This window comes from Brevundimonas sp., from assembly GCF_035627055.1.
GTDB lineage: Bacteria > Pseudomonadota > Alphaproteobacteria > Caulobacterales > Caulobacteraceae > Brevundimonas.
This window is the reverse complement of record NZ_DASPMM010000025.1, coordinates 76,669-103,247: the sequence shown is the minus strand read 5'-3', so window position 1 is coordinate 103,247 and position 26,579 is coordinate 76,669. Positions and strand designations below refer to the sequence as shown.

General features: G+C 69.7%; 35 protein-coding genes. 13 read left to right on the top strand and 22 right to left on the bottom strand.

Translation table 11 applies throughout. The features are described 5' to 3' along the window. Positions 1-81: 81 nt before the first annotated feature. On the top strand, positions 82-498 hold the full coding sequence (locus VEA98_RS14355; RefSeq protein ID WP_324815836.1) for an OmpA family protein: 417 nt from the start codon (positions 82-84) through the stop codon (positions 496-498). A gap of 88 nt (positions 499-586) precedes the next feature. Here VEA98_RS14355 and VEA98_RS14350 read toward each other — a convergent pair whose 3' ends face one another. Then, the gene (locus VEA98_RS14350) at positions 587-976 is read right to left on the bottom strand and encodes a c-type cytochrome (RefSeq protein ID WP_324815833.1); all 390 of its coding nucleotides are present in this window, start codon (positions 974-976) and stop codon (positions 587-589) included. 103 nt (positions 977-1,079) lie between these two features. Here VEA98_RS14350 and VEA98_RS14345 point away from each other — a divergent pair, with 103 nt between their 5' ends. Further along, positions 1,080-1,451: a hypothetical protein gene (locus VEA98_RS14345; RefSeq protein ID WP_324815830.1), complete on the top strand. Its 372-nt coding sequence runs from the start codon at positions 1,080-1,082 to the stop codon at positions 1,449-1,451. On the opposite strand, the gene VEA98_RS14340 is transcribed toward VEA98_RS14345, so the two are convergent. Then, on the bottom strand, positions 1,448-1,951 hold the full coding sequence (locus VEA98_RS14340; RefSeq protein WP_324815828.1) for a DUF3617 domain-containing protein: 504 nt from the start codon (positions 1,949-1,951) through the stop codon (positions 1,448-1,450). The two genes, VEA98_RS14345 and VEA98_RS14340, sit on opposite strands and share 4 nt — an antisense overlap. A gap of 179 nt (positions 1,952-2,130) precedes the next feature. Here VEA98_RS14340 and rpmB point away from each other — a divergent pair, with 179 nt between their 5' ends. After that, positions 2,131-2,427 (top strand): 50S ribosomal protein L28, encoded by a 297-nt coding sequence (rpmB, locus tag VEA98_RS14335; RefSeq protein ID WP_324815826.1) that lies wholly within the window; start codon positions 2,131-2,133, stop codon positions 2,425-2,427. 145 nt (positions 2,428-2,572) lie between these two features. Next, a complete protein-coding gene (locus tag VEA98_RS14330) occupies positions 2,573-4,357 on the top strand; it encodes a M1 family metallopeptidase (RefSeq protein ID WP_324815824.1) in 1,785 nt (594 codons plus the stop codon). Here the strand turns inward: VEA98_RS14330 and VEA98_RS14325 are convergent. The 6 genes from VEA98_RS14325 to VEA98_RS14300 all read right to left on the bottom strand — a co-directional run bounded on the left by VEA98_RS14325 (position 4,354) and on the right by VEA98_RS14300 (position 7,686). Further along, positions 4,354-5,130: a transglutaminase family protein gene (locus tag VEA98_RS14325; RefSeq protein ID WP_324815822.1), complete on the bottom strand. Its 777-nt coding sequence runs from the start codon at positions 5,128-5,130 to the stop codon at positions 4,354-4,356. The two genes, VEA98_RS14330 and VEA98_RS14325, sit on opposite strands and share 4 nt — an antisense overlap. A 55-nt stretch (positions 5,131-5,185) precedes the next feature. Then, on the bottom strand, positions 5,186-5,407 hold the full coding sequence (locus tag VEA98_RS14320) for a hypothetical protein (RefSeq protein WP_324815819.1): 222 nt from the start codon (positions 5,405-5,407) through the stop codon (positions 5,186-5,188). A 78-nt stretch (positions 5,408-5,485) separates the two neighbouring features. Next, positions 5,486-5,629, bottom strand: a complete 144-nt coding sequence (locus VEA98_RS14315) for a hypothetical protein (protein WP_324815816.1) — start codon at positions 5,627-5,629, stop codon at positions 5,486-5,488. Between the two features lie 59 nt (positions 5,630-5,688). Then, positions 5,689-6,249 carry an HNH endonuclease gene (locus VEA98_RS14310; RefSeq protein WP_168046418.1) on the bottom strand — a complete coding sequence of 187 codons (561 nt, stop codon included), beginning with the start codon at positions 6,247-6,249 and terminating at the stop codon, positions 5,689-5,691. Positions 6,250-6,382: 133 nt separating this feature from the next. Next, positions 6,383-7,084, bottom strand: a complete 702-nt coding sequence (locus tag VEA98_RS14305) for a trimeric intracellular cation channel family protein (RefSeq protein ID WP_414642185.1) — start codon at positions 7,082-7,084, stop codon at positions 6,383-6,385. Continuing rightward, positions 7,030-7,686 carry a DNA-3-methyladenine glycosylase gene (locus VEA98_RS14300; RefSeq protein WP_324815811.1) on the bottom strand — a complete coding sequence of 219 codons (657 nt, stop codon included), beginning with the start codon at positions 7,684-7,686 and terminating at the stop codon, positions 7,030-7,032. Before VEA98_RS14300 ends, VEA98_RS14305 begins: the two co-directional genes overlap by 55 nt. A 77-nt stretch (positions 7,687-7,763) precedes the next feature. Between VEA98_RS14300 and gluQRS the strand changes: the two genes are divergently transcribed. From gluQRS to VEA98_RS14280, 4 genes are all read left to right on the top strand, one after another. Then, positions 7,764-8,612, top strand: a complete 849-nt coding sequence (gluQRS, locus tag VEA98_RS14295; RefSeq protein ID WP_324815809.1) for a tRNA glutamyl-Q(34) synthetase GluQRS — start codon at positions 7,764-7,766, stop codon at positions 8,610-8,612. Positions 8,613-8,704: 92 nt separating this feature from the next. After that, positions 8,705-9,805, top strand: coding sequence for a serine hydrolase domain-containing protein (locus VEA98_RS14290; RefSeq protein ID WP_324815807.1), 1,101 nt, complete (start codon positions 8,705-8,707; stop codon positions 9,803-9,805). Between the two features lie 4 nt (positions 9,806-9,809). Next, positions 9,810-10,571 carry an extensin family protein gene (locus VEA98_RS14285; protein ID WP_324815805.1) on the top strand — a complete coding sequence of 254 codons (762 nt, stop codon included), beginning with the start codon at positions 9,810-9,812 and terminating at the stop codon, positions 10,569-10,571. Positions 10,572-10,780: 209 nt separating this feature from the next. Next, positions 10,781-10,984 carry a cold-shock protein gene (locus tag VEA98_RS14280; protein WP_056451926.1) on the top strand — a complete coding sequence of 68 codons (204 nt, stop codon included), beginning with the start codon at positions 10,781-10,783 and terminating at the stop codon, positions 10,982-10,984. Between the two features lie 17 nt (positions 10,985-11,001). Here VEA98_RS14280 and VEA98_RS14275 read toward each other — a convergent pair whose 3' ends face one another. From VEA98_RS14275 to VEA98_RS14260, 4 genes are all read right to left on the bottom strand, one after another. Further along, entirely contained in the window at positions 11,002-11,913 is a 912-nt protein-coding gene (locus VEA98_RS14275; RefSeq protein ID WP_324815802.1) for a DMT family transporter, read from the bottom strand. Between the two features lie 62 nt (positions 11,914-11,975). Then, the gene (locus tag VEA98_RS14270) at positions 11,976-12,164 is read right to left on the bottom strand and encodes a hypothetical protein (RefSeq protein WP_324815800.1); all 189 of its coding nucleotides are present in this window, start codon (positions 12,162-12,164) and stop codon (positions 11,976-11,978) included. Positions 12,165-12,180: 16 nt separating this feature from the next. Next, positions 12,181-12,714: a hemerythrin domain-containing protein gene (locus VEA98_RS14265; RefSeq protein ID WP_324815798.1), complete on the bottom strand. Its 534-nt coding sequence runs from the start codon at positions 12,712-12,714 to the stop codon at positions 12,181-12,183. A gap of 260 nt (positions 12,715-12,974) precedes the next feature. Continuing rightward, a complete protein-coding gene (locus VEA98_RS14260; protein ID WP_324815796.1) occupies positions 12,975-13,628 on the bottom strand; it encodes a hypothetical protein in 654 nt (217 codons plus the stop codon). A 174-nt stretch (positions 13,629-13,802) separates the two neighbouring features. Here VEA98_RS14260 and VEA98_RS14255 point away from each other — a divergent pair, with 174 nt between their 5' ends. After that, a complete protein-coding gene (locus tag VEA98_RS14255; protein WP_324815793.1) occupies positions 13,803-14,318 on the top strand; it encodes a hypothetical protein in 516 nt (171 codons plus the stop codon). 73 nt (positions 14,319-14,391) lie between these two features. Here VEA98_RS14255 and VEA98_RS14250 read toward each other — a convergent pair whose 3' ends face one another. From VEA98_RS14250 to uvrB, 6 genes are all read right to left on the bottom strand, one after another. Next, positions 14,392-15,084, bottom strand: coding sequence for an HNH endonuclease (locus tag VEA98_RS14250; protein WP_324815790.1), 693 nt, complete (start codon positions 15,082-15,084; stop codon positions 14,392-14,394). Positions 15,085-15,335: 251 nt separating this feature from the next. Then, positions 15,336-15,554: a hypothetical protein gene (locus tag VEA98_RS14245; protein WP_324815786.1), complete on the bottom strand. Its 219-nt coding sequence runs from the start codon at positions 15,552-15,554 to the stop codon at positions 15,336-15,338. Between the two features lie 96 nt (positions 15,555-15,650). Then, a complete protein-coding gene (locus VEA98_RS14240; protein WP_324815783.1) occupies positions 15,651-16,433 on the bottom strand; it encodes an HNH endonuclease in 783 nt (260 codons plus the stop codon). A 4-nt stretch (positions 16,434-16,437) separates the two neighbouring features. Further along, positions 16,438-16,881: a hypothetical protein gene (locus VEA98_RS14235; RefSeq protein WP_324815781.1), complete on the bottom strand. Its 444-nt coding sequence runs from the start codon at positions 16,879-16,881 to the stop codon at positions 16,438-16,440. Continuing rightward, positions 16,874-17,611, bottom strand: a complete 738-nt coding sequence (locus tag VEA98_RS14230) for a hypothetical protein (protein ID WP_324815779.1) — start codon at positions 17,609-17,611, stop codon at positions 16,874-16,876. The genes VEA98_RS14235 and VEA98_RS14230 overlap by 8 nt, the downstream gene beginning before the upstream one ends. Before the next feature lie 88 nt (positions 17,612-17,699). Continuing rightward, positions 17,700-19,919 (bottom strand): excinuclease ABC subunit UvrB, encoded by a 2,220-nt coding sequence (uvrB, locus tag VEA98_RS14225; protein ID WP_324815936.1) that lies wholly within the window; start codon positions 19,917-19,919, stop codon positions 17,700-17,702. A gap of 325 nt (positions 19,920-20,244) precedes the next feature. Between uvrB and VEA98_RS14220 the strand changes: the two genes are divergently transcribed. After that, a complete protein-coding gene (locus VEA98_RS14220) occupies positions 20,245-21,045 on the top strand; it encodes an isocitrate lyase/phosphoenolpyruvate mutase family protein (RefSeq protein WP_324815777.1) in 801 nt (266 codons plus the stop codon). Position 21,046: 1 nt separating this feature from the next. Continuing rightward, complete coding sequence (locus VEA98_RS14215) at positions 21,047-21,565, top strand: methylated-DNA--[protein]-cysteine S-methyltransferase (RefSeq protein ID WP_324815775.1); 519 nt, start codon at positions 21,047-21,049, stop codon at positions 21,563-21,565. Between the two features lie 17 nt (positions 21,566-21,582). Here the strand turns inward: VEA98_RS14215 and VEA98_RS14210 are convergent, their stop codons facing one another. Continuing rightward, positions 21,583-22,665 (bottom strand): hypothetical protein, encoded by a 1,083-nt coding sequence (locus VEA98_RS14210; RefSeq protein ID WP_324815773.1) that lies wholly within the window; start codon positions 22,663-22,665, stop codon positions 21,583-21,585. Between the two features lie 112 nt (positions 22,666-22,777). Here VEA98_RS14210 and VEA98_RS14205 point away from each other — a divergent pair, with 112 nt between their 5' ends. Next, complete coding sequence (locus VEA98_RS14205) at positions 22,778-23,602, top strand: sulfite exporter TauE/SafE family protein (RefSeq protein WP_324815771.1); 825 nt, start codon at positions 22,778-22,780, stop codon at positions 23,600-23,602. A 108-nt stretch (positions 23,603-23,710) separates the two neighbouring features. Here VEA98_RS14205 and VEA98_RS14200 read toward each other — a convergent pair whose 3' ends face one another. Further along, entirely contained in the window at positions 23,711-24,217 is a 507-nt protein-coding gene (locus VEA98_RS14200) for a TIGR02281 family clan AA aspartic protease (RefSeq protein ID WP_324815769.1), read from the bottom strand. Positions 24,218-24,359: 142 nt separating this feature from the next. Next, the gene (locus VEA98_RS14195) at positions 24,360-24,584 is read right to left on the bottom strand and encodes a DUF1289 domain-containing protein (RefSeq protein WP_324815766.1); all 225 of its coding nucleotides are present in this window, start codon (positions 24,582-24,584) and stop codon (positions 24,360-24,362) included. 70 nt (positions 24,585-24,654) lie between these two features. Here VEA98_RS14195 and VEA98_RS14190 point away from each other — a divergent pair, with 70 nt between their 5' ends. After that, positions 24,655-25,452, top strand: coding sequence for a crotonase/enoyl-CoA hydratase family protein (locus VEA98_RS14190; protein ID WP_324815763.1), 798 nt, complete (start codon positions 24,655-24,657; stop codon positions 25,450-25,452). A 90-nt stretch (positions 25,453-25,542) separates the two neighbouring features. On the opposite strand, the gene VEA98_RS14185 is transcribed toward VEA98_RS14190, so the two are convergent. Continuing rightward, complete coding sequence (locus tag VEA98_RS14185; protein ID WP_324815934.1) at positions 25,543-26,559, bottom strand: HlyD family secretion protein; 1,017 nt, start codon at positions 26,557-26,559, stop codon at positions 25,543-25,545. Positions 26,560-26,579: the final 20 nt, after the last annotated feature.

Sequence of the window (26,579 nt, the reverse complement as noted above, 5' to 3'; positions counted from 1 at the left end):
GACGCCGCCTGACGATCCGGAACGCCCGCCTTTACGGCGGGCGTTTTGCTATCCAGGGTGGAGGAAGGGAGGACTTTGACCATGCTGGACATGATCGTGATCTTCGCGGCCGCGGCGCTGACTGGCGCGCCGCAACAGGCGCCGGACTGCCGCACCGGGGACGTTTATTTTGAATCGGGCCGGGCCAATCTGAACGTCGCGGCGCGCCAGACCGTCGACGCCGTGCATCGTTTGGCCCTACAGGCCGGATGGCGGAGCGCTTCGGCGACGATCACCGGCCATGTCGACGGCGACGAAAAAGCCAAGGGTCTGACGTCGCTCGACGAAGAACGCGCGGCCGCGGTGCGCGGGCGGCTGGAAGAGCTTCACGCCGGCAGCCCGCAGACCTTGACCTTCGCGACCACGGGCGTCGACGACAGTGAGCCGGCGCGCCGGACGTCGGCCCCGCAACCGCTGAACCGGCGGGTCTCGCTAAGCGTCTGCGCGGCGGAAAGCTGAAGCGACGGATGGCGACTCCGGGCCAATGAGGGCCGACAACAGGGCGAGCCGCTGATCAGTATCCAGAAGGTCCCCGACCCTTGTCCGCCTAGTTGGGGCCCCCGCCCCCGGTTCCCGATACGGATTCGAGGTAGGCGATGACGTCTGCGACCTCGCCGGGCTCCAGCTCGATCTGCGGCATGGCCGGGTGGGCCGTGACCAGCCCTTCGGCCAAGGCCTCCTGCAGGTCGCGCACCGGATAGGTGCGGCCCATCTCGCGGAAGGGCGGCGCTGCTTTCAGCGGGCTGTCGCCAGTGCGTTCGACGGCGTGACAGCCGGCGCACCTCAGCCGGACGAGGTTGCCGCCGAGGGCGACCGAGCCGAAGGGCGCCGATTCATCGGATGCGGTGGCCACAGGACTGCTGTCCTGCGCCCTGTCGGCGGCGCATCCCCCGACCGCCAGCAATGCAGCCGTCGCCACGCCCAACAGAATCCTCATCCGCCTCTCCTCCGGGAAATCCCCGACTTGCAGCCATTGCCGGCCCGCCCCCCAATACGCATCCGATCGAAGGGGGCCGCAAGGGCCGTCACAGGAGGCGACAATGGCCGAGTTCTATCATATCCGTCTGGAAACGGCCCGCGGGCCGGGCCGACCCGCCGGCGATCCGACCGAAGGCTACGACATCGTCGCCCCGCTGGACGGCGAAGGCCGCCTCGACGCCGCCGCCTGGCGAGAAGCTCAGGACCGTTGCTACGCCCGCAGGTTCAGCGACGGTCAGACGGAGGCCAGGGGCCGGCTACGCCACGCCAGTCAGCGCTGGATCATCGACCTGGAGCCGGGCGAGGCGGAGGACGCCGTCGGCTACCGGTTCGGCGAGGAGCGCTTCACGCCCGGCGAATATGTCAGCCTGACCCTGCCGGACGGCGAACAGCACACCTATGCCGTGGTCGCCGTCCAGCCGGTCCAGCGCTAGAAATACTCGGCGTTGGCCGGGCACTGGGCGCTGATGCGGCGGGCGGTGATGCTGGCCGGCAGGTAGGGCGTGCCGCGGGCCAGTTGGGCGCCGCCGCGGAAGGAGAAGCTCTCCTGCTGATAGGCGCCGCTCAAGCGCACGTTGACGCGCCGGCCCTTGCGGTCGGTGCACGTCCCCTCGAACCGGGCGTTGCCGTTGCCGACCTGGCGCACCGGATAGACGCATTGCCAGCGACGCGTCGACAGGCCGCCGAAGAAGCGGTTGATCTCGCTGGGGCGGACGCATTTGGTCTCGGTGTCGCGGACGCCAACGGCGCTGGTGGTGTATTCCCAATAGCCGGGCAGGACGGTGTCGGCGCTCGACTGCGGCGCCATGGCGGCGCGCGGCGCGGCAGGGGCGGCGAGGAACAGGGCGCCGGCGATCACCGGCGCTGCGGTGAGAGCGGCTCGGGCGAGGACGGAGGGCTTCATGGCGGTCCCGGGGTTGAACATCGGTCTCATGGCTAATGGGGATATATGGCGGCAATTGAACGGCGGCTGAACGGCCCGGTTCGCGGCTCCAAGCCTTGACGCGGCGGGGACTCCTCCTCTATACGCCCCCCTCTCGCGCGGGATGACCTCCCGCGCGCACCTGTTTCATGCGTCCGCCTCGCTCGTGGACCGCTCCGAAGGATAGTCAGATGTCGCGTCGTTGCGAACTCACCGGTATCGGCCCGATGGTCGGCCACAGCGTGAGCCACTCGAACATCAAGACCAAGCGCCGGTTCCTGCCGTCGCTGAAGACGGTCAAGGTGGCTTCGGAGGCCCTCGGCCAGACCTTCTCGCTGCGTATCTCGAACGCCGCGCTGCGCACCCTCGACTACAAGGGCGGCCTGGATCCGTTCATCGTCAAGGCCCGCGACGAGCAGCTGTCGGTCGCGGCCCAGCGCATCAAGCGCCAGGTCAAGGCCAAGCTGGCCGAGCAAGCCGCCGCCTGATCGGCGACGAGGACACGATTTGAAGAGGCCGGCGGAAACGCCGGCCTTTTTCTTTGCCCGCGGTGCGGCGGCGGGCGCTGAAGCTTCGGGTTGCGCGGCCCGCGCGGGCCTCTAGGCTGGGCGGGTCCAACGTCGGGAGTCCTCCGTGACCAAGATCGCCTGCCGCGCCGCCCTGATGGGCGTCTCCCTGCTCGCCGTCGCCGCCTGCGCCGCCTCTCCCGGCGACATGGCCATGACCACGGAGTCGCCGGCCTGGGTCGAGCCCGAGCCCGCCTCGCCCGCCCAGGTCGTGCAGGCCCGGGAATCGACGGCCTTCACCCTCGGCACCGATCAGCCGCGCGCGCCGGAGCAGCTGGCGGTGCGGCTCGACAAGGCCGACCTGTCGATCAAGGTGATCCCGGACGACAAGGCGATCGACGCCGTCGCCGTGCTCGATTTCACCGCCACCGCCCCGGTGTCGCGGCTGGTGGTCGAACTGGACACCCTGCTGACGGTCTCGGAAGTCGCAGTGAACGGCGTCCCCGTCCCCGCCGGCCGCTGGTCCAATCCCGAAGGCCGGATGACGGTCGAGCTGAGCGACGCCATGGCCGCCGGCGACACCGCCCAGCTGCGCATCGCCTATGCCGGCCAGCCGCGCGTCGCTCCGCGCGCGCCGTGGGACGGCGGCTTCGTCTGGTCGACCGCCCCGTCGGGCGAGCCGTGGATCGCCACCGCCGTCCAGCCCGAAGGTTGCGACCTGTTCTGGCCCTGCATCGATCACCCCCTGGCCGAGCCGGGCCGGGTCGATCTGCACATCACCGTGCCGTCCAATCTCTCGGCGCCATCGAACGGGCGGTTCCTCGGGACCGTCGACCACGGCGACGGCTGGACGACCTGGAACTGGTCGGCGGCCAATCCGAACACCTACGCGATCGCCCTGAACATTGGGCCCTACGTCGAGATCGCCGATACCTACGAGAGCCGCTTCGGCAACAGCTATCCGATCCAATACTGGCATCTGAGATCGGACGATCCGGCCCAGGCCCAGGCGCTGTTCGACGAGATCAAGCCGATGCTGGACTTCTACGAGGCGACCGTGGGCCCCTATCCCTTCGGCGACGAGAAGATGGGCGTGGTCGAGACGCCGCACCTGGGCATGGAGCATCAGACGATCAACGCCTACGGCAACGAGTACAAGCTGGACGGCCGCGGCTTCGACTGGCTGCTGCACCACGAGCTGTCGCACGAGTGGTTCGGCAACCAGCTGACCAACCGCAACGCCGACGACATGTGGCTGCACGAGGGCCTGGGCAGCTATATGCAGCCGCTCTACGACCGCTGGCTGCACGGCGAGATGTTCATGCAGGCCTCGCTGCTGGAGCAGCGGCGTGAGCTGATCAACAAATTCCCGGTGGTTTCCGGCGAGGAGAAGTCGGAGGACGAGGTCTACCAGGGCGACACGGGCCCGGGCCTGGACATCTACAACAAGGGCTCGCAGATCGCGCACAGCCTGCGCATGCTGATCGGCGACGAGCCCTTCTTCCGCTCGGTGACCCGGCTGGTCTACGGCACGGCGACGCCGCGCCCGGGCGAATTCCGGCCGCGCTACGGCACGACGCAGGAGTTCCTGGCCATCGTCAACGAGGAGACTGGCCGCGACCTGACCTGGTTCTTCCGCGGCTATCTGTACCAGGCCGCCCTGCCCGATCTGCGCCAGACCCGCACCGACGGCGAACTGACCCTGGAATGGGTCACGGGGGACGGTGCGGCCTTCCCGATGCCGGTCGAGGTGGAGATCGACGGCCGCCGCCAGACCGTGGCGATGACCGGCGGCCGCGGCCGGATCGCGGCGCCGGCGGAGGCCCAGGTGCTGATCGACCCCGACAACAAGGTGCTGCGCCGGCTGGAGTTCATCGAGGCCTGGAAGGCGGCAGGCGGCGCCGGGGACTAGACCGCCTCGGCCGTCACCGACTGGCGGACCAGTTCGCAGCGCCCTTGGGTGGTGAGGAAGGCGATGTCGGCGGCGTCGCGGCCGCAGGCTATGCGCACCAGACCCTCGACCGGGGCGAGGCCCGTCGGATCGACCAGCCACCAGCCGTCCGACAGCCAGACCTCGAAGATGGCGTGGAAGTCCGGCGGCGTCAGCTGATGGGCATAGGCGCTGACGGCCCGCGCCGGGATGCCTGAGGCGCGGCACAGGGTGATGCCCATGTGGGTGAAGTCGCGGCACACGCCGGCCCGGTCGATGAAGGTCCGGGCGGCGGTGGTCTCGCTGTCCGACACGCCGGGCTCATAGTCGATCTCATCCTGAATCCAGTCGAGGATCTTCAGCACCCTGTCGCCGCCGACCGTGCCGCCGAAGGTGCGTTCGACGAAGCGGCCGAACTGGTCGGACGGGCAGTAGCGGCTCGGGTTCAGATAGGGCAGCACCTCGGCCGGCAGGTCGCCCCAGTCGTGCTGGACGGTGACCGGCGGCAGGCCCTTGAGCGTGCCGTTGTCGACCACCGCCTCATAGGTCAGGGCGACGTCGCCGGACAGGTGGCCGCGCAGGGTCCGCGCCCCGAACTCCTCGTCCCGGTCCTCGGCGAAGGCCACGGCCGGCGTGGCCGTCAGCCGCTCCTCGAGGATGGTCTGACCCGGCCAGTGGGCGACCTGGATCTTGTAGATCGCGTCCGTGGGCGGATCGAAGCGGTAGACCAGGTCGGCGCGGACATGGATTTTCATGGGGCCGGACTGAACCGGCCCCACGGGTTCGTCAATCGGTCAGGCAGGAGGAAAATCAATCGCTCTCGGACGCGTCGTCCGAGACGACAACCACCGCCGCCACGATCACGCCTGCGAGGGCGACGAGGCCGATTACGGGGATCCCGTGGAATTCGCTGGAACCCGCCGCCTTGGCGCCGACCCGGTCTCCGACCCGGGTGACGGTCTGTCCGGCCGCCGCCGCTTGGCCGGCGATCAACAGACATCCGGCCGCTACGGCCGCAAGCGTCTTCCTCATGGCGTCTCTCCCGTTTGACTGCCGGCTAAACCTGGGGAGGCGTCGAGTGTTCCCGTATCAGGAGTATCCCGGACCGGGTCACCGCCGCCGCCGACCAAGAAGGGGCAGGCCGAACAACAGCGGCAGGGCGAAGAAGACGAAGTGCCCGCCGGTCGCGTAGTAAACGGCGACGCTGAGCGCCACCGCCGCCACCACGATTATGGCCATCGTGCCGAGCCGCATCGTCCGTCTCCCTGGAGGAACCCGGGACCAACCGCGGCGCGGCGTCCCGGTTCCGCGCGTCAGGGCTCCAGTTCGATGTCCCAGTAGAGGTAGTCGAGCCAGCTCTGGTGCAGGTAGTGCGGCGGGAAGCGGCGTCCGAACTCCTGCAGCTGCCAGGCGCTGGGCCGGTGCGGGGCGCGGCGCATCGGCATGCCGGCCTGCTGCGGCGTGCGGCCGCCCTTCTTCAGGTTGCAGGGACTGCAGGCGGCGACGATGTTCTCCCACGTCGTGCGCCCGCCCCGGCTGCGCGGGATGACGTGGTCGAAGGTCAGTTCGGTGGTCGCGTTGCAGTACTGGCAGGCGAAGCCGTCGCGCAGGAAGACATTGAAGCGGGTGAAGGCGGGCTGGCGGTCCTGGTCGACGTAGTTCTTCAGCGCGATCACGCTGGGCAGGACGATCTCCATCGAGGGGCTGCGCACGACCTTGTCATAGGTCGAGACCACGTCGACGCGGTCCTGGTACACCGCCTTGACCACCTCCTCCCACGGCCAGATCGACAGCGGGTAGTAGGACAGCGGCCGGAAGTCGGCGTTGAGCACCAGCGCGGGCCAGCCGGACGGAGGGCGGCTCAGGACCTGCATCAGGCCCCCGCCCTGCGGATGAGGTTTATCGACGCGACCGGACTGAAGACACGTCTCCTTCCCTGGCTGTGCCCGAATCCTACGCCTGATTCGACAGCTTGGCGATGACGGCCGGGCGACCGTTGCACAACGCCTAGCCGCGGGTGGCGGCTCCCGGGAAGGCCGGCAAACTCCACCCCCAGACGAGGGCCCCGGCGCGCAGGGCGAAGCCGCAGGGGGCGGCGATCAGGGCCGCCGGCCAGGCTTCCAGCCCGGCGAAACGGGCGACCACATAGATGGTCGCGGCCAGCAGGGCGGCGGAGACGGTGATCTCGCGCCTGAGCAGGATCGACGGCTGGCCGGCCAGAAGGTCCCGGACGATGCCGCCGAAACAGGCGGTCAGCGCCCCCATGACGATGCAGATCAGCGGCGCCACGCCGAAGATTTCGGCCTTGGCCGCGCCGAACACGCCATAGGCGGCGAGGCCGATCGCGTCGAGCCACAGCAGGGCCCGGAACCGCCAGGGGCGGGCTCCGACGATCCACACGGCCATGGAGGCCGCGACGCAGACGGCGATGTAGCGCCAGTCGCCGACCCAGAACACCGGAGCCCCGATCAGCAGGTCGCGCAGGGTGCCGCCGCCGACGCCGGTTATGGCGCCGAAGAAGGCGAAGGTGACCAGGTCATGCCGCTCGCGCGCCGCCGCCAGCGCACCTGTCGCCGCGAACACCGCCACGCCGGCGAAGTCCAGCGCGCCGAGAACCGTTTCGGGCGTGGCGAGATTGGGATCGACGATGGGGTTCAAGCGGCCGGGTCCTCCAGCGCGACCTCGCCGCGCTTCACCGCTCCATACCATCCCCATAACAGATGCGCCGCAACGCTGCGGTGCGGCCGCCAGATTTCGGCGCGGGCGTAGGCCTCCTTCTCGCGCGGGCGCAGCGCCGCCCCGTCGGCCCAGCGCATCGCCTCCTGCAGGGCGATGTCGCCGGCCGGGAAGACGTCCCGCCGGCCCTCGCAGAACATGAGGAAGGTCTCGGCCGTCCATTTGCCGACGCCCTTGATGGCGGTCAGCCGGGCGATGGCCTCCTCGTCCGACAGCCGCTCCAGATGATCGAAATCGATGCGGCCCTCGACGTTGGCGCGGGCGATCTCGTGGCCGTAGGCGGCCTTCTGGATGGACAGGCCGAACGTCCGCAGGGTCTCGACGTCGGTGGCCAGCGTGCGCGCCGGCGTCACCTCGCCTCCCAGTCCGGCTTCGACTCGCGCCCAGATGGCCGCGGCCGAGGCGAGCGAGACCTGCTGATCGACGATCATGTGGAACAGCCCCTCGAACCCGCCGATGCGCCGGCGCCATTCGAAGGCGGGGGTCTGGGCGTGGGCCCGCGCCATCGACGGGTCGAGTTCGACGATCTTCCGGCGCGCGGCCTCGATATCGTCCAGCCAGTAGGGGGTTTGCATGGGACGACCGTAGCGGCGGCCCCGGCCGCGGCAAGCGCACCCCTGTGATCGCGTCCGCTTCCCGCTATCCTGTTCCGATGTTCGTCACCCGCTTCGCCCCCTCGCCGACCGGCCGGCTGCACAAGGGCCATGCCTTCTCGGCGCTGACGGCGTGGCGGGCGGCGCGGGACGCGGGCGGCCGCTTCATCCTGCGCATCGAGGACATCGACCCGACGCGATGTCGGCCCGAGTTCGAGGAGGGCATTCTCAAGGACCTGACGTGGCTGGGTCTGGACTGGGAAGCCCCAGTGCGGCGGCAGTCGGATCATCTGACCGAGTACGCGGGGGTGGTCGACGTGCTGAACCGCCGCGGGCTGCTCTACCGCTGCTTCCGCACCCGCAAGGACATCCTCGACGCGATCGGCGACGCCCCGCACGGCGCCGCCGAAGCGGTGCGGCCGGGCCCGCACTCCGCCGACGAGGAGGCCTCCCTGCTGGCCGAGGGGCGCCCTTTCGCCTGGCGGCTGTCGCTGGACGGGGCGCGGGAAGTTCTGGGCGGACGCGCCTGGGAAGCGCTCGCCTTCGTGGAGGAGGGCCAAGGTCCTGGCGGCGAACGCGGCCTGATCCGGGCCCGGCCGGAGACGGCGGGCGACGTGGTGGTGGCGCGCAAGGACGCGGGAACCGCCTATCACGTCGCCGTCACCCATGACGATGACCTGCAGGGGGTGACCCATGTGATCCGCGGCGAGGATCTGTTCGAGGCGACGCACATCCAGGTCCTGTTGCAGGCGCTGATGGGCTGGCCGACGCCGCTCTATCGCCACCACCGCCTGCTGACCGGCGCGGACGGCCGGCGGTTCGCCAAGCGGGACGGTTCGGTCACCCTGGCCCAGTTGAGGGCGGACGGGGTCAGCCCCGCCACCCTGAGGGCCGAGCTGGGCTTCTGATCGGGCGGCTCCACCTGCGATCGCTCTCCCGGACCTTGAGCGGGCGGCCCGGCTCGGGCAAGCCTGTCGGACCGGAGACGCGGGAGCGGACCATGAACAGACGGCGCGCGATGGGGCTGATCGGCGCGACGGCTATGGCCGGCGCGGCTCGCCCCGCATGGGCCCGGGAGACGCCCGACGCTGTTCTGGATGCGGTTTTCGAGGACGATGCCCCGCCGGCGCTTGCGGCGGGGATCATCGGCCGCGACGGTCTGCGCTGGTCCGGGGTGCGGGGCGTACGCCGCCGCGGCTCGGCCGACGCCGCCACCCTGCAGGACCGCTGGCACCTCGGCTCCAACACCAAGGCGATGACCGCGGCGGTCTATGGCCGGCTTGTCGACCGCGGTCTGAGCCGGTGGAACCGGCCGATGACGGACATCTTTCCGGAGATCACCGTCCATCCGGCCTGGATGGGCGTGACGGTCGATCAGCTGATGTCACACCGCGCGGGTCTGCGCGACGAGGACCTGCTGTCGCGCGAGGTGCTCTCGGCGGCCCGCGGCGACGCCCGGCCGCTGGTCGAGCAGCGGCTGGACCGGGTGCGCGCGGCGCTGACCGCCGCGCCCGGCGGGACCGCCGGGACCTTCGCCTACGCCAATATCAACTTCGTCCTCGCCGGCGCGGCCATCGAGCGGATCAGCGGCGCGCCGTGGGAAGCGGCGATGCAGGCCGAGCTGTTCGGGCCTCTTGGCATCAGCACCGGCGGATTCGGCGCGCCAAGCGGGGATCAGCCCTGGGGCCACCAGACGCTCGGCCCCGTCATGACGCCTCTCGACCCCGTCCTGAACCCGGACAATCCGCCGCTGATGGGCCCGGCCGGGACCGCGCACATGAGCCTGCCCGACTACGCCCGTTTCCTGGGTCTGTTCCTGACCCGGGGCGGCGAGGTGCTGACGCCGGCGACGGTGGAGAGGCTGACCACGCCCGGCGTCGGCGCCGGTCGGGCCTATGCGCTGGGCTGGGCCGTCGAACGGATGGATTGGGCCGCCGGGCCGGTGCTGCTGCACGAGGGCTCCAACACCCTGTGGCACGCCATCGCCGTGCTCGATCCGGCAGGGGGCGTCGGCTATCTCGCCCTGAGCAACGAGACGAGCCGCGGCGGTCCGGCGATCCGCGCCATGGTCCGGCGCCTGTCCCGGCCGGAGCCGGGCTGAGCGGATGGATCGCGACTTCGCCGACTTCTGGAACCTGCTGTGGGAGGCCGGACTGGGGCTGTGCGCGGCCTTCGCCCTGCTCAACGCCTTCGCGCCGGAGCAGGACCTGCCGTGGAAGCCGCTGGATCTGAGCCATCCGATCGGCCAGGCGACGGCCGCCAAGGTGGCCGATTTCGAGCTGGCCCGCACCGCCGCGCCGGAGGAGGTCAAGGCCGTCACCGACGCCTGCATCCAGGTGCTGCGCGAGGCCGGCGTCACGGTCGAACGGGCCGAGGACCGGGACGACGGCGGCTTCTGCGTCGTCCGCGGGGCGGTCCGGATCACCGGCGGGGCGGTGACGCCGCTGGCGCCGGGCGGGCTGGTCATGCAGTGCCCGCTGGCGGTGCGCTACGTGATCTGGGACCGGCAGGTGCTGCAGCCGGCGGCGGAGCAGACGTTTGGATCGAGGGTGGCGCGGGTCGAGAACTACGGCTCCTATTCCTGCCGCCGGCTGTACGGCCAGACCGACGTCAACGTCCGCCCCTCGGAGCATGCGCGGGCCAATGCGCTGGACATCGCCGGAGTGACGCTGGAGGACGGCCGCACGGTCTCGGTGGCCAACGACTGGAGCGGCGAGGGCGGGCACGGCGCCGAGGGGCGCAGCTTCCTGAAGCGCATCCGCGACGGGGCCTGCCGGGTGTTCTCCACCGTGCTGACCCCGGAGTACAACGAGGCGCACCGGGACCACCTGCATCTCGACGGGGCGGAGCGGGGCCTGTGCGCCTGAGCGCCGGTAACCCTGTTCGCCGGACCGCCGAATCGGTTTGCGGTTGACCGGCCCCGCTTTTTCGCGAGAGAAAGTCGTCGCAGTCCGGATTTGGCGCGGCTTCCAACCCCGTGCAGCGCTCCTTCGCCTGAACGAGCTTGTCCAGATGGGCTGACGGGCGACCCCATGACGGGCGCCTGCCTGGAAAGCGCGTTTACGGAGACGCAGACATGGCGACCGGCACGGTCAAGTGGTTCAACCCCACCAAGGGCTACGGCTTCATCCAGCCCGATGGCGGCGGTCAGGACGTGTTCGTTCACGTCACGGCCGTCCAGAAGGCGGGCCTGCAAGGCCTCGATGAGAACGCCAAGGTCGAATACGAGCTGGAATCCCAGCGCGGCAAGACCTCGGCGGTGGAGCTCAAGCTCCTCTGAGCTGACACACCTCCATTCTATGGGACGGGCGCGGCGGCCACGGCTTCCGCGCCCTTTCTGTGTCTGGCCGACATCTGCGCCAGCACCACCCCGGCCAGGACCGCCGCGCCGCCCAGCAGCTGGGCCGGGGTCATGGTCTCGGCGAACAGCCACCAGCCCAGCACCGCGGCGACCACCGGCTGGATCAGCACGGTCACCGCCGTCAGGGCCGCGGGCAGGCGGCCGAGCGCCCAGGCCACGCCGCCCTGCCCGGCCACATGCACCAGCCCCAGACCGGCGCAGGCCAGCCAGCCCGTCGTCGAGCCGGGCAGGAGCGGCTCGCCCAGCGCCGCCGACACCGCCAGCAGCAGCGGCAGGCCCAGCGCCGTCGACCACAGCATGATCCGCCCGGCCGAGACCCGCCCGCGCAGCACCTTCACGGTCAGGAAATAGCCGGCGTACCAGAGCGCCGTGACGGCCGCGAAGGCGTCGCCCAGCCGCGGGTCCGGCCCCTGCCGTCCGTCCGCCCCCGCCGACATCGTCCACGCCCCGGCCAGCGCCACCGCCAGGGCCAGCAGGAACAGCGCCTTCGGCCGCTCGCGGAAGGCCAGCCAGGCCACGGCGGTGACCACCACCGGCGTCAGGTTGGTCAGGGTGGTGGCGTTGGCCACCGAGGTGAAGGCGATGGAATAGTGCCAGAAGGCCAGGTCGAGCACGAAGAACAGCGCCGCCAGGGCCATCAGCATCGACGGCCGCCCCGGGCCGCGCTCGCCGGCCGCCTGCCCCGGCCGCAGCACCATCAGCAGCAGCCACGGCAGGGCGAAGGCGAAGCGCCAGAACCCCGCCGCCGCCGGCCCCGTATCGGCCAGCCGCACGAGGATCGGGGCGAGGCCCAGCACCGCCGCCGAGGCGACGAGGACGAGCAGGGCCTGGAGGCGCGGCGTGAACATTCCCGCCCTATAGGCCGCCGCCCCGCCGCTCGTCTCCCCCATGATCGCCCCCCTCCCGTCCATCAGCGCCGGCGCCCCCTCAGCAGCATGACGGCGGCGGGGAGCAGGGCGAGGACGGCCCAGGCGCCGGGGGCGCGCAGGCCCCGCGGCCCCTCGCGCACCCCCCGCGCCGTCGGATCCAGCTCCGACAGGTCGGCGCCGGCGGCCACGGTACCGGCCGCCTCCCCGGCCTGCAGCGGCGTCTGGGTCATGGCGTCCCTCCCCGGCTCACGTCCCGGTCCCGCAATAGCGCTCGAACTCCTCGCGGTAGCGGTCGGTCAGATGCTCGTGCCGGTCGGCCTTGTCCTTGAGGTGCAGGAACCAGCTCGACTCCTCCTCGTACATATGGGTCAGCACCGCGCCCTCGATGTGGGCCAGCTTGTCCTTCCACTCGGGCGTCGAGGGGGCGATGTTCTCCCACTCCGCCATCTGCATCTTGGCCGTGGTCTGCTCGCTGTAGGCGTGGCCGGCGTGCATCTTCTCGCCGGCCTGGGCGAGAGCCGGATACAGCACCACCTCCTCGGCCGCGGAGTGGGCGTTGAGCATCACCGCCAGCTCCTTCATGGCGGCGACGCGGTCCTCGGCCGACTCGGCGTCGCGGCAGGCGGCGAAGCGGGCGCGGATGGCGTCGTGGTGATCGAGCACCATCCACAGCCAGCCGCCGGTGCTGGCCACGGCGCGGGCGTTGGCGGTGGCCTCGGCGCGTTTCTGCTCGTTCGGCATGGGGGTGATCTTGCCGAGAACCTTGTCGACGACGGACATGGCGGGGGTTCCTTTGCGAGGGTTGAGGGTCGCAAGGGCAACCGGGGGCGGGGGCGTGGGGTTCCCGCCGTCTCTCCCTCCCCGCCCCGGGGAGGGTGGCGGAGCCGAAGGCGACGCCGGGTGGGGAGGGCCGGGCGAGGCGAGCGTCGGCGCCTGTCTCGCCGAGCCGCCCCCACCCGGCCGCTGCGCGGCCACCCTCCCCCGGACGGGGAGGGAAAGGCAGCGGGATGGCCCTGTCATCCGAAAATCGCGAAACCCGGTCATTGCGACACTCCCGCACCCGGATCGTCGTCCTCGCGGGGGCCGAGGTCGGCGTATTCGGGCGGCAGGGGGCGGCCGGCGGCGAGGTCCTCGGCGAGGCGCAGGGCGCGCTCGCGCACCCAGCGGCGGGTCAGTTCGTGGCCGGCCTCGCGGTCGCGCTCCTGCTCGGCGGGATCGTATTCGACCCATTCGAACAGGGCGTCGAGGCGGGCGATCTCGGACGCCGCCCGGGCCAGCCGCAGCGCCGTCAGCCCGCGACCGCCCTTCACCGCCTCGGCGGCGGCGGCGAGGGTGCGCCGGGCCAGGTCGTTGGGGCGAATCTGGATCGGCGACGACCAGGCGGCGACGACGTCGTCCTCGGTCAGCGGCGCGTCGGGATCGGGCGGCAGGCCCGGCGCGGCCAGGACGCCGGCGGGGCCCCCAGGGGCGCCCATCGGCGGGGTGCGGCCCAGCGGCCACGGTGTCGCGCGGGCGGCGAAGTCGCGCTTGGTCCAGCCCTCGCGGCGGGCGCGGCGGCGCAGGGCGGTCTCCGACACGCCGAAGCGCGCGGCGACGGTCGGGGCGGACAGACCCGAAAGATAGGCCCCGCGGATCAGGCTCCAGGTCTCGGGGCTGGCGGTGACGTAACGGATGTGCGGCAGGCGGGCGTTCATGTGCGAGTCCCCTGTTCGGTCATGTGCGAATTCTAGGGGCCGGAGGCGTCGGAATCGGACGTAAGGGTGTGCGGGAGGACCGGGCAGCGGCAGGGGTTGGACGGGACGGCAGGGTATGGGTTGGCAGGGTCGGCTTCTGCTATCAGTCCCCCGGGCGGACTCACGGAGGGGCGGATGCGGAGACTGGCGGGCATGGTCGCGGGCATGGCCCTGATGGCCGGCGGCGGCGCGGCGGGGGCTCAGGTCGCGTCGGACAAGCCGCTGACGACGCTGAGCGTCGCCGAGGTCCGCGCGCTCGGGGTCGAGACCGGCGGCGCGCCGGGCGAGGTCGAACACCTCGACAACAACGAGTACCGGCTCCAGATCGTCTACCCGGACGGCCCGCCCGTCTATTTCGAGGGCTGGAGCTGCACCGGCGAGGGCGAGGCCAAGCGCTGCGCCGAGTTCGAGATGCACGTCTGGTTCGAGTTCGACAGCGAGGCCGAGGCGCAGGCGAAGGAGCATGAGATCGGCGTCGTCTGGCTGTCCGACATGGCCATCGGGTCGGACCTCAAGGTCTGGCGCATGGACTATCTGGCCGGCATGACGCGCGGCCGCATGCGCGGGGTATTCGAGACCTTCCTCGACACCGTAGACGTGGCGAGGGACGTCGCCTTCCCGGCGAAGGAGGGGGCGACGGGCGGGAAGTGAGGGGGCGTCCCCCACCAGCCGACCCTCATCCGACGGGGCTCCGCCCCGCCACCTTCTCCCGTCGGGAGAAGGGTCAGTCGCCTTCGGCGGGTGGGTCGTGCCGCCACTTGCCTCTGCCCGGCTCCGCCGCGATGGCGAACGACGGGCGACGCGCACGCATGTGCGCTGCCAAGTCTTCGACCGACATCAGGTCGTTGCGATGGATCATCCGGTGGCAGTTGGGGCAGAGGGCGGCGAGATCGGACAGCTTGGTCTTGTCGCCGTCCTTGAGGCTCGCCACCGGCACCCGGTGATGCGCCTCGATGTAGCCTTCGCCAAGCGGCCCGTAGGCCTCGCCCATATCGGTCCCGCAGGCCTCGCACGCGAAGCTGGCCAGCGAAGCTTTGAAGGCGTTGATCAGCTTCCTGGACCGTTCCCGGCTCAGATGGACGCGCAGCCGGCGGCGGCCCTCGGCCGCCTCGATCTCCGCCTCGGTGTCCTCCAGCACGGCGTCTGGATCGTCGGCCGCAGCGGGGTGGCCCTTGAGGCGCCAGCGTCCTGACTTCGCCTCAAGACCGTCGACGCTTTCAAACAGGTCCGGCGTGCCCTCCACATAGGCGGTCGTCTGCGAGGAGAACTGATAGAGGCGGCCACGGATGATGTTGCGCGCATTCGGGCTGTGCGGCGGCGGCGCGATCTCCAGCACCTTGGCCAGAATGTCGCCGATCTGCGCCTCGCCGCCCAGCTGGCGCAGCGCCTCCTCCACATGGCGGACGGAGATCGGCACGGCCTAGGCCGCCCGCCGGGGGACGGGCCGGGATGGTTCCCACTTGTGGTTGGTATCGCTCCCCATCCGCCCACCGTAGCGGGTGGATGATCACCCATCAAACCGCTCATCCCCGCGAAGGCGGGGACCCAGTGCTTTGGGTGATGGACAGCCCGGTTCAGCCCCGCCGCCGGTCCTGAAACGCCGGCGTCACGCTGGACAGGACTGGGTCCCCGCCTTCGCGGGGATGAGCGGAATAGGGAGTCGGTGTTTCACCCCTTGCCGCGCGAGTAGGTCTCGATCTCGTCGCCGTCAGCGTCGAGGGCCACGACATGGCGGGCGTCGAACTCGACCAGGCCCTGCTCTTTCCACTTGATGGAGGGGTCGCCGTCATAGGCCAGGTCGACGGCCTCCTCGAGGGAGTCGGCTTCGACCTCGGTGGTGTAGTCGACGTAGGCGTCGACGCGGGAGAGGATGGTGAACTTCGGCATGGGGCGCTCCTTTTCGGAGGAACGTGCCGAACGGCGGCGAACGCCGCTACCAATCAGAGGTGGGTATTTGCCGCTCCAACTGCCAAGGCTTCACGTTTAGGATCGGGTCGCTTTCGAAGAAGGTCTGGCACGCCGCCATTGCCCCGGATGTAGGCTTTCGATCTGAGCCAGTTTCGCGCGTCTTTCCTCCGCGTGCGGGGACAGAGGATCATCTTTGTCCAAGAGTGGCGATGAGGCGTAGCTTGACAATATCGCTTCAATTTCGCTTGCGAGCCGATCCGCAACGAAGTCCGCTTTTCTAATCGATCCGAGCGCCTTACCTCGGATGTGTTTTGGGAGTTTGTCGATCTGAAAACTCTTGAGCGCCCTCACTCCAGAATCGACAAAGGCATCGCAATCAACCAATCGGGCTCTGATTTCCCTTAACCGGCGAAGGCTCAGCCGGTTGAGGTCCAACGCGTTGATCGAATAGTCCCCTGTGGCCGACTTTGGATTCAGCCGAACCCCTGATCTCTCAAAGTGTTCGCCGAAGTTATCATTGTCGGGCCTAAAGAACCTAAAGCCTGCAGCTCTGGCAATCTCGGGCGGAGATCGATCACCCTTACGAACGTTGCACTCGTCACAACAATACATGAGGTTCATGTAGTCGTCTTTCAGCTCGGGACGACTAGCCTGCGGCTCATAGTGGTCGATAGTAAACCTTATAGCTTGGGCTTCGGCTTCCGACATGGAACAGTATGCACAGGAATACGAAAAATCGGCCCGCAAATACCGCCTGTAATCGCCATATTTGAGTCCAGGCGGCACCTCAGAACGGACGACCAATCCGCCACCCGAAGAATCAACCACCTCAACTTCGCTCGGCGAATTATCGGCCATACGATTAGCCCTTGCGGATGTGGTTGAGCTGCTCAAGGAGTGCCTGGATGTCCATCTTGAGATCCTCATAGCGGCTTATCGCGCTTTCGAGGCGGTCGAGGTGTTCGCCGTGTCTTGCGTCCTCAATCCGATCCAGACTCCACCTGACGTACTCCAGCCGAATCTCGTCCTTCCGGCTCATTGACCCTTCAAATTTCTTATCCAGCAAATGCTGCCGCTGAAGCAGCAACGACCGCAATTCGTCTTCGGACGAACCCGCAGCATTAATACGGCCAGCTCGCCGAGAACTCGCAGCGAATGCGCCGCCGTATTCGAACGTCGGAGCTTTCAACGAGGTGACACTGTCAGCCGATGGTTCGCTCGCGTCCTTCTCGGGCACCTTGAAATTTCCGGGCTCATCTGAACGCCGGTCTTGGAAATCGATGGCGGAAGCAAACGCACTACGCATCAAATCTAACTCCCTCGGCCAATTCCTCGAAGTACTCCAGCGCAGCTTCTGAACAATGCTTCAAGTCGGCGGACAGTTGCCGATCATCGATTGCCTTTGGATCGGCGTATTCCCTCTGCCAATCAAACTGCAATGTCATCAACTTTTCAGGATCGTCCGGTTTCGTTATTGTATGAATGCACTTATCGATCCACTTTTCCGACTTGGTGAGCGATACAGCAATCTGGAAGCTATAGTGACTAAGAGGTTCGTTCCACGGCTTCTCTTGGTATTCGATAAATCTCACAATTCCCGGCGGCAGATCGTTCTCATCAACATGAGTTGTTGATACGACGCCAACTCTATGAAGATTTCTGTCAGATATATCGGGCATCGCGAGAACAATATCGTGCAATCGCATCCCGACCTCAGGGAGTAGTTCCGTGAACGGCATGGGCCGCGAGAGCATCTCCATAACCGGCGGTCCGCCACTGACGGCTATCGCACGGAGTCGGTGGGCAAACCCAACAGAGACTTTCTGCGGATCAATGCCGTACTTGAAACCGTCGTTGGTTCCAAATTTTAAGCCGAACGAACTGTGCTCCTCCATATTGAGGCTGCTAAGGTCCTCGCCGATCGATTTCGTGATTAGTGGAGACAGTGCCCGAAGTAGGAAGTCACCCGGTACTAAACTTGGCGATAGCTTGACGCCGATTGTCGGCACTGAAGCCAGCTTGTCGCACCAACTCATGGGGGTCTCCTCGAAATCAGAGCCATATATAAGCTAAGCGCTAGGCCCCCGCCATATCCGGTCTCCATCAGACCGCGCCGCTGCCCCCCTACCTTCCCTTCCGGAACATCTCCGCCTTCTCCGCCGCCGCATCCGCCCGCCACCGCTTCGGCGCGGCCTTGTCGACCGTCTCCCCCTCGGCCGTCAGCGCCTCATTGGCGAACTCGAGGTCCATCAGCTTCATGCGCTTGATCTCGTCGCGCAGGCGGGCGGCTTCCTCGAACTCGAGGTTGGCGGCGGCGTTGCGCATGCGGCCTTCGAGGTCCTTGAGGGCGGCCTGGAAGTTGGAGCCGGTGAAGGGTTTGGACTCCTCCTTCATGCCCGGCGAGGTCAGGGCGTCGAGGGCGCGGGACTCATAGGGGCTGGCCATGATCTCGCGGATGTCGCGCTTGACCGACTCCGGGGTGATGCCGTGGGCGGCGTTGTAGGCCTCCTGCTTTTCGCGGCGGCGGTTGGTCTCGGCGATGGCGCGCTCCATCGAGCCGGTGATGCGGTCGGCGTAGAGGATGACGCGGCCGTCGACGTTGCGGGCGGCGCGGCCGATGGTCTGGATCAGCGAGGTCTCGGAGCGCAGGAAGCCCTCCTTGTCGGCGTCGAGGATGGCGACCAGGCCGCACTCGGGGATGTCGAGGCCCTCGCGCAGCAGGTTGATGCCGATCAGGACGTCGAAGGCGCCCATGCGCAGGTCGCGCAGGATCTCGATCCGCTCCAGGGTGTCGACGTCGGAGTGCATGTAGCGGACGCGGACCCCCTGCTCGTGCATGTACTCCGTCAGGTCCTCGGCCATCTTCTTGGTCAGGACGGTGACGAGGGAGCGGTAGCCGTCGCGGGCGACCTGTTTCACCTCGTCGATGACGTCGTCGACCTGGTTGCGGGTCGCGCCGGAGACCGGGCGGATCTCGACCGGGGGGTCGATCAGGCCGGTGGGGCGGATGACCTGTTCGGTGAAGACGCCGCCGGTGCGCTCCATCTCCCACGGACCGGGGGTGGCGCTGACGAAGACGGTCTGGGGGCGCATGGCGTCCCACTCGTCGAACTTGAGCGGGCGGTTGTCGATGGCGCTGGGCAGGCGGAAGCCGTACTCGGCCAGGGTCGATTTGCGGCGGTAGTCGCCGCGGTACATGGCGCTGATCTGGCCGACGGTGACGTGGCTCTCGTCGACGAACAGCAGGGCGTTGTCGGGGATGTATTCGAAGAAGGTCGGCGGCGGCTCGCCCGGGGCGCGGCCGGTGAGCCAGCGGGAGTAGTTCTCGATGCCGGCGCAGGAGCCGGTGGCCTCCATCATCTCCAGATCGAAGCGCACCCGCTGTTCGAGGCGCTGGGCCTCCAGCAGCTTGCCGTTCTCGACCATCCAGTCGAGGGTCTCCTTGAGCTCGTTCTTGATGCCGGTGATGGCCTGGTTGAGCGAGGGGCGCGGGGTGACGTAGTGGCTGGCGGCGTAGACGGTGATCTCGTCGAGGTCGGCGGTCTTCTTGCCGGTCAGGGGGTCGAACTCCTGGATGGATTCCAGCTCGTCGCCGAACAGCTGGATGCGCCAGGCGCGGTCCTCCATGTGGACGGGGAAGACCTCCAGCACGTCGCCGCGCTTGCGGAACATGCCGCGCTCGAAGGCGGCGTCGTTGCGCTTGTACTGCAGGGCGATGAGGTCGGCGCGGAGCTTGGCCTCGTCGATCTGGTCGCCGACCTTCAGGGTGAAGGTCATGGCGGTATAGGTCTCGACCGAGCCGATGCCGTAGATGCAGCTGACGCTGGCCACCACGATCACATCGTCCCGCTCCAGGATCGCCCGCGTCGCCGAGTGGCGCATCCGGTCGATCTGCTCGTTTACTGATGAATCCTTTTCAATATAGGTGTCGGTGCGGGGGACGTAGGCTTCCGGTTGATAATAGTCGTAATAAGAGACGAAGTATTCGACGGCATTATCCGGGAAGAAGGATTTGAACTCGCTGTAGAGCTGGGCGGCGAGGGTCTTGTTGTGGGCGAGGATCAGGGCCGGGCGCTGGGTCTGTTCGATGACCTTGGCCATGGTGAAGGTCTTGCCCGAGCCGGTGACGCCGAGCAGGACCTGGTCGCGTTCGCCCGTCTTGGCCGTGGCCACGAGTTCGGCGATGGCGGCGGGCTGGTCGCCGGCGGGCGAGTATTTCGTCTCCAGCCGGAACGGGATCCGCTTGCGGTTGTCCGGCCGCTCGGGGCGGTGCGGGGTCCAGTCGCTGGGCGCGCCGGGCGCCTCTTCCGGCGTCAGGCGCGGGCCGGTGACGGGGGCGAACATCGGCAGGTTCGGGGTCTTGACCGGCATGCGGGGCGGCTTGCCCTCGTCGTCGCGCAGGAAGGCGGCGGGCGCCTCGGCGACCTTGCCGGGAATGTGGACCGGCTTGGCGGTGCGGGGCGCGGAGCCCTTGGGGGGCGAACTGGAACGGTTCATGAACGCAATCTAGGGCCGAAGGGGGCGGTTCGCCAGTGAACGCGCGGGCGGGGCGGTGGCTGCTGACAGCATGGTGGCAGGAGGCTGGCGGCAGGACGGTGAGGCTGTCCGGAAACCGCGAGCGCGCGCGGGCGGACGGGCCCATGTTATTTGTTCATCCGAGGAGCCGCCCATGACCGCCTTCCGCGACCTGCACGCCGAGGACGCCCTTGGCGGCCTGCTGATCCTGCCCAACGCCTGGGACGGGGGTTCGGCGGCCTTGATGCGCTCGCTGGGAGCCAAGGCGATCGCCACGACGAGCGCCGGGGTGGCGTGGGCGCTGGGCTGGCCGGACGGGGACGCCCTGCCGGTCGGGCGGGTGGCGCAGGCGACCCGGGACGTGGTGCGGGCGGCGCAGGGGCTGCCGGTCTCGGTCGACTTCGAGGGCGGCTATTCCGACGACCCGGCCGAGGTGGCGGCGGCGGCGCGGACGCTGGTCGAGGCCGGGGCGCAGGGGATCAATATCGAGGACGGCGGCGGCGCGGCAGAGCTGCTGGCGGCGAAGATCGCGGCGATCCGGGCGGCGGTGGGCGGCGAGCTGTTCATCAACGCCCGCTGCGACGTCTGGCTGAGGGGCGTCGGCGAGGCGGAGGGGCGTGTGGCCGAGGCGGCGCGGCGCGGCGCGATCTACCGGGCGGCGGGGGCGGACGGGCTGTTCGCGCCGGGGCTGACGGACGAGGCCGGGATCGCGGATCTGGTCAGGGCGACGGACCTGCCGCTGAACCTGCTGGCCTATCCGGGGCTGCCTGAGGCGGCGACGCTGGAGCGGCTCGGCGTGCGGCGGCTGAGCGCCGGCTCGGGCATCGTCGGGGCGGCTCTGGGCCGGGCGGCGGCGCTGACCAGGGGATTCCTGCAGGACGGGCGGTCGGCGCCGCTGATGGAGGGGGCGCTGGGCTGGGGCGAACTGAACGACCTGATGCCGGCGACGGACTGAGATGACCCCGGAGCGCCTGACCCTGTCATGGCTGGAGAGCCCGATCGGACCGCTGGCGCTGGCCTGCGACGAGGGCGGCGTGCTGCGCGGGGTGTCGTTCGGAGACGGGCTGATCAAGGCGATGCGGCGCGAGTATCCGGCCGCGGCGCTGGCGGACGGCGAGGCCCCGGCCCGCGTGGCGCGGACGCTCGCGGCCTATTTCGCGGGCGATCGCGAGGCGCTGACGCGGGCGCCCTGGTCGCTGGACGGGGCCGCCGCCGGCGACGGCTTCCAGGCGCGGGTGTGGCGGGCGCTGGCCGGGGTGCCGGCGGGGACCACCATCAGCTACGGCGAAATGGCCCGGCGGGCGGGCGAGCCCGGCGCCGCCCAGGCGGCGGGCACAGCCCTGAACCGCAATCCGCTTCCGCTGGTGCTGGCGTGCCACCGGGTCGTGGGCGCCGACGGCGCGCTGGTCGGCTTCGGCGGCGGGCTGGAGCGAAAGGGCTGGCTGTTGCGGCACGAGGGGGCGCTGCTGATCTAGCCGCGCCCCTTCCCTGTCTAGCGCCGGACGCCCACCCGCGCCTCGAGGTCCGCCCAGCGGCGGGTCAGATCGCGGAGTTCGTCGCGCAGGCGAGCGGCCTCGGTGCGGCTGAGGGAGCCGTTGCGCTCGGCGGCGGTGATGCGCGCCTCGATCTCGGCGGCGCGGGGGTCGGCGCCGTAGCCGCCGTCCCAGGCCACGTCGCCGAGGCGACGGTCGAGGTCGTTGAGGCGGGCGGCGAGATCCTGCTGTTCGCGGGCGCTGAGGCCGTCGCGGCGATAGTCGGACTCAAGCCGGACGAGGGCGTCGAAATCGGCGCGAAGCCGGGATCCTTCGGTGCGGGTCAGGTCGCGGTTGCGCACGGCGACATCGACCCGTGCGCTGAAGGCGGCGCGTTGGTCGGCCAGAGGCTGCCAGCCATAGCCGCCGTCGTCGTCACGGCGTTCGTCGCCGACGCGCTGGGAGAGGGCGCGATAGCGGTCGCGCAGGTCGCGACGTTCGGTCGTGGTCATGCGGCCGTCGGCGGCGTAGCGGGTCTCGAGCTGGACCAGGGCCTCATAATCGTTGCGCAGGCGGTCGGCCTCGTAGCGGCTGATCGAACCGTCGCGGACCCCGGCGTCGATGCGGGCGTCGAGATCGGCGCGGCGCTGGTAGAGCGGCCGGCGGCCGCGGCTCCAGTCCTCGTCGAGCACCTGATCCCCCTGGTCGGCGGTCTGCACCCCGAACAGGGCGCCCAGCAGGGCGCCGAAGACGTCGCCGGGCTGGGTCTGGGGCTGACCGTAGGTCTGGCCGGAGTCGTAGGCGTTGTCCGGATAGAGCGGGCCGACCGTGGCGGCCGCGCCGCTGCAGCTGAGCACGCCGTTGCGATTGGTTATGGCGGACCGGCAGTCGACGGCGCGGATCGAACTCCAGCGGAAGCCGCCCTCGGTCTGGCATTCGGCGGAGACGTAGCCGTTGGCCAGCTGCTCGGCGTTTCGGCACGAGGACGGCACGGCGGCCTGGGACGAGTAGCTGGTGTAGGGGGTCTGGGCCTGGGCGGCTCCAGCGGCGGACAGGGCGAGCGCGCCGGCCGCGAGGGCCGACAGGGTGTGGGTCGCGGTCATGGGAGAGGTCTTTCCGGCCAATGCCTTGGAGCGGAGAGAACGGGGTTCGGAGAGGAAGGTTGCCGAGCCCGGGTCTCCCCTCGCCCGTGCGGCTCCGCTAGAGCATGAGCTCATGACCACCCTGCCCTTGTCCGAGATTCTGATGCTGCTCGCGGCCCTGGCCGCGGCGGGGCTGGTCGGAGGCCTGATCGCCGGGCTGTTCGGAGTCGGCGGGGGCACGGTGATCGTGCCGGCGGTGTTCTACGCGTTCGAGGTGCTGGGGGTCGGGGGCGAGAGCAACCTGCATGTGGCCATCGGCACCTCGCTGCTGACCATCGTCGCCACGTCATGGCGGTCGCTGCGGGCGCACCGGACGCACGGGGCGGTCGACGAGGCGGTGCTGAAGACGTGGACGCCGTGGGTGGCGTTCGGGGCGCTGGTCGGCGCCGGAGTCGCGGGCGTGACCTCGATGGAAGGGCTGGCCGTCGTCTATGGCGTCTGCCTGGCCGCGGTGGCGGCGCAGATGGGGCTGATGCCCGAGCGGTATTCACTGGCGAGAACCCTGCCGACCGGCTGGGGACGGCGCGGCTTCGGGACGGCCATCGGGGGGCTGTCGGCGATGATGGGGATCGGGGGCGGCAGTTTTGGCGGCATGCTGATGACGCTGTGCGGGCGGCCGATCCATCAGGCGGTGGCGACGGCGTCCGGTTTCGGGGTGGCGATCGGGACGGCGGCGACGCTGGGGTTCGTCCTGTTCGGCTGGGACGCGGTCGGGCGGCCGCCGCTTTCGCTCGGCTACGTCAACGTGCCGGGCGCGGTGGTCATGGCGCTGCTGACCACGGCGGTGGCGCCGTGGGGCGCGAAGCTGGCGCATGCGCTGGACCGGCGGGTGCTGAGGAAGGCGTTCGCCCTGTATCTGCTGCTCGCGGCGGCGATGGTGCTGGTGAAGGCGGTTTGAGGCAGCAGGCAACAGGCAACAGGCAGCAGGCAGCAGGCAGCAGGGAGCAGGGAGATTTGCGCCGCACGCCCTCGCTTCTCCCGCTGCCTGTTGCCTGCTGCCTGTTGCCTACGGTCGGAGCGTCAGGCCCGCCGGGGTGGCGCTGAACGAGGAGAGGCGGCCGAGGTAGCTCATGCCCAGCAGGGAGTGCGGCAGGCCGTGCTCGACGACCAGGGCGCGGACGGCGGTGACGCGGGCGCCTGCGACGGCCACGGCTTCGAGTTCGACCGGGGCGGCCCGGACCGGACCGGACGCCGTGACAACCGTGCCTGAGAAGTCGGCGGCGGTGAGCTTGAGGCCGAGGCGAGCGGCATCCTCGCGCGTCAGGGCGACGACGCTGGCGCCGGTGTCGACCATGACGCGGACGGCCCGCCCCTCGATCTCGGCCTCGGCCCAGTAGTGACCGTCGTCGGCCTTGAGCACCTGGCCCGGCCGGCCGGTGGCGGGAGTGGAGACGGCGGGCTCGCCGGCCCAGGCGCGGCCGCGCAAGCCGGCATGATCCATCATCCAGGCCGTGGTCAGGGCCGAGGCGACAGCGAAGGCCATGACGGCCGCGGAGGACAGGTCAAACCGCATGGGCCTGTTCTCGCACGGCCCCGTTGGGATGCGGTGAAGAGGGATGGTTGGCGGGGGGTAAACGGGAAAAGTGAGGCAGCAGGCAGCAGGCAGCAGGCAGCAGGCAGCAGGCAGAAAAGGAAAGGGCGCGGGTGGCGGGCGTCTAGCCTTCTTCTGTTGCCTGCCGCCTGCTGCCTGCTGCCTCTCTTCCGGGCAGCTCGGCCATGATCCGCGCCCGTTCGGCGTCCGACAGGCCGCTCCAGCCGCCGATCTCGGACAGGGTGCGCCAGCAGCCGAGGCACAGGCCGCTGGCGCCGTCGACGATGCAGACCTTGACGCAAGGCGTCGCGATCGAACGGGGCGGGCCGGGGGGCGGCGGCAGGGACATGAGGGATCAGTAGCCGGTCGGCGGGTCGTGGGGAATTGTCGCCGACGGCCGGATGGGGCACTGCTGGCGCATGACCCTGATCCAGACGGAACGACGCGGCGCGATAGAGATCTGGACGCTGTCGCGGCCCGAGCGGCTGAACGCCCTGCCCGACCTCGAGGACGGAGACGCCTTCGCGGCGGCCTGCGCGGCGGTGAACGCCGACCCGGCCGTGCGCTGCGTGGTGATCACCGGGGCGGGACGGGCCTTCTCGGCCGGCGGAGACCTGAAGGCGATGCGCGACCGGCGCGACCTGTTCGCGGGCGGCGGGGCGGAGATTCGCGAGCGTTACCGCCGGGTGGTGCATCGGATCGTCCGCTCGCTGTACGGGCTGGAGGTCCCGCTGGTGGCGGCGGTGAACGGGCCGGCCATGGGGCTGGGCTGCGACATCGCCGGGCTGGCCGACATCCGGCTGGCGTCGAGCGAGGCGACCTTCGGCGTTCCGTTCCTGAAGCTGGGGCTGTTGCCGGGCGATGGCGGGGCGTGGCTGCTGCCGAGGAACGTCGGCTACGCGCGGGCGGCCGAGATGCTGTTCACCGGCGAGGCGATCGACGCGGCGACGGCGGAGCGCTGGGGCCTGGTCAACCATGTCGTGGCGCCGGAGGCGCTGATGGACGAGGCGCTGCGCGTGGCGGCGAAGGTGGCGGCGCAGGGGCCGCAGGCGCTGCGCATGGCCAAGACGCTGCTGCGCCAGGGGCGGGACGTCAATTTCGACCAGATGCTGGAGATGACGGCCGCCATGCAGGCGCTGGCCCATCTGACGGCGGATCACGCCGAAGGGGTCGCGGCGGTGCTGGAGAAGCGGCCGGGGGAGTTCAGGGGAAGGTGAGAGGCAGCAGGCAGCAGGCAGTAGGCAGCAGGGATGGTGTTGGACCGAGCGCCTGCTGCCTGATTCCTGCTGCCTGCTGCCTCTTTCGTCCTATCCCGCCCTCGCCGGGTCGCGCATGGCGCGGGTCGCGGGAATGCCGGTGGCGGGCGCCCGGGCGGCGCCGGCGGTCTGGCCCGGCTTCATGAACTTCACCAGCACCCGCTGACCGATCAGCAGCGGAGCGTCGCCGGCGGTGACGACCACCTCGACGACGCGCTCGTCGGAGCGCTGCGACGGGTCGTCCGAGGCCAGTTTGCGGGCGCCGAACACGGCAGCCCGGCGCAGCACGGCGCCGACATAGACCTTGTTCGGATCCCCCTCGGGCGAGATCTCGACGGCCTGACCCGGGGTGATGTTGGGGATGTCGCTCTCGACGATTTCGGCGCGGGCGATGCGGGGCGCGTCCGGCTCGAGGTCGAACATGTTGGATACGTTCAGGGTCGAGGCGCCGGCGCCGGGATTGGCGTAGCGGCGCACGATGCGGCCGCTCTGCGGGGCGCGGATCACCGTCAGTTCGACGTTGTAGGCGGCCTGGTCGCGGCGGGCGCGGGCGGTCTGGACGGCCGCCTGCTGCGAGGCCAGCCGGGCCTGGGCCGTGGCGATGGCGTCGCGGGCCTGGTCGAGGCGCTGGGCGGCGACGAAATTGGTTTCGACCAGCCGCTGCAGCCGGTCGTATTCGCGCTGGGCGGCGCGGATATCGACCTCGATCAGGCGCAGCTGGCTCTCGGCCTGGACCACGTCGGCGGCGGCGCTTTGCAGGGCGAGGCGAGGCTCGTCGTCTTCCTGGCGGGCGAGAATCTGCCCGGCGACGACGCGGTCGCCTTCCTGCACCAGGACCTCGCGGACGACGCCGCCGCGGCGCGCCGCGATCTGGATGATGCCGCCCTCGACGTCGATCTTGGCGTTGGCGATCGCCGCATAGGGGCTCTCGACCTTCTCGGCGGCCGCCTTGTCGAGCTCGGCCTTCTTCTTCGCCGCGCCGGCCTGCATGAAGTTGAAGCCGACCACGAGGAGGACGATCAGGATCAGGCCGATCCAGAGCCACTTGTTCTTGAGGAAGCGGGGCATGCGGGGCATGGGCGTTCAGT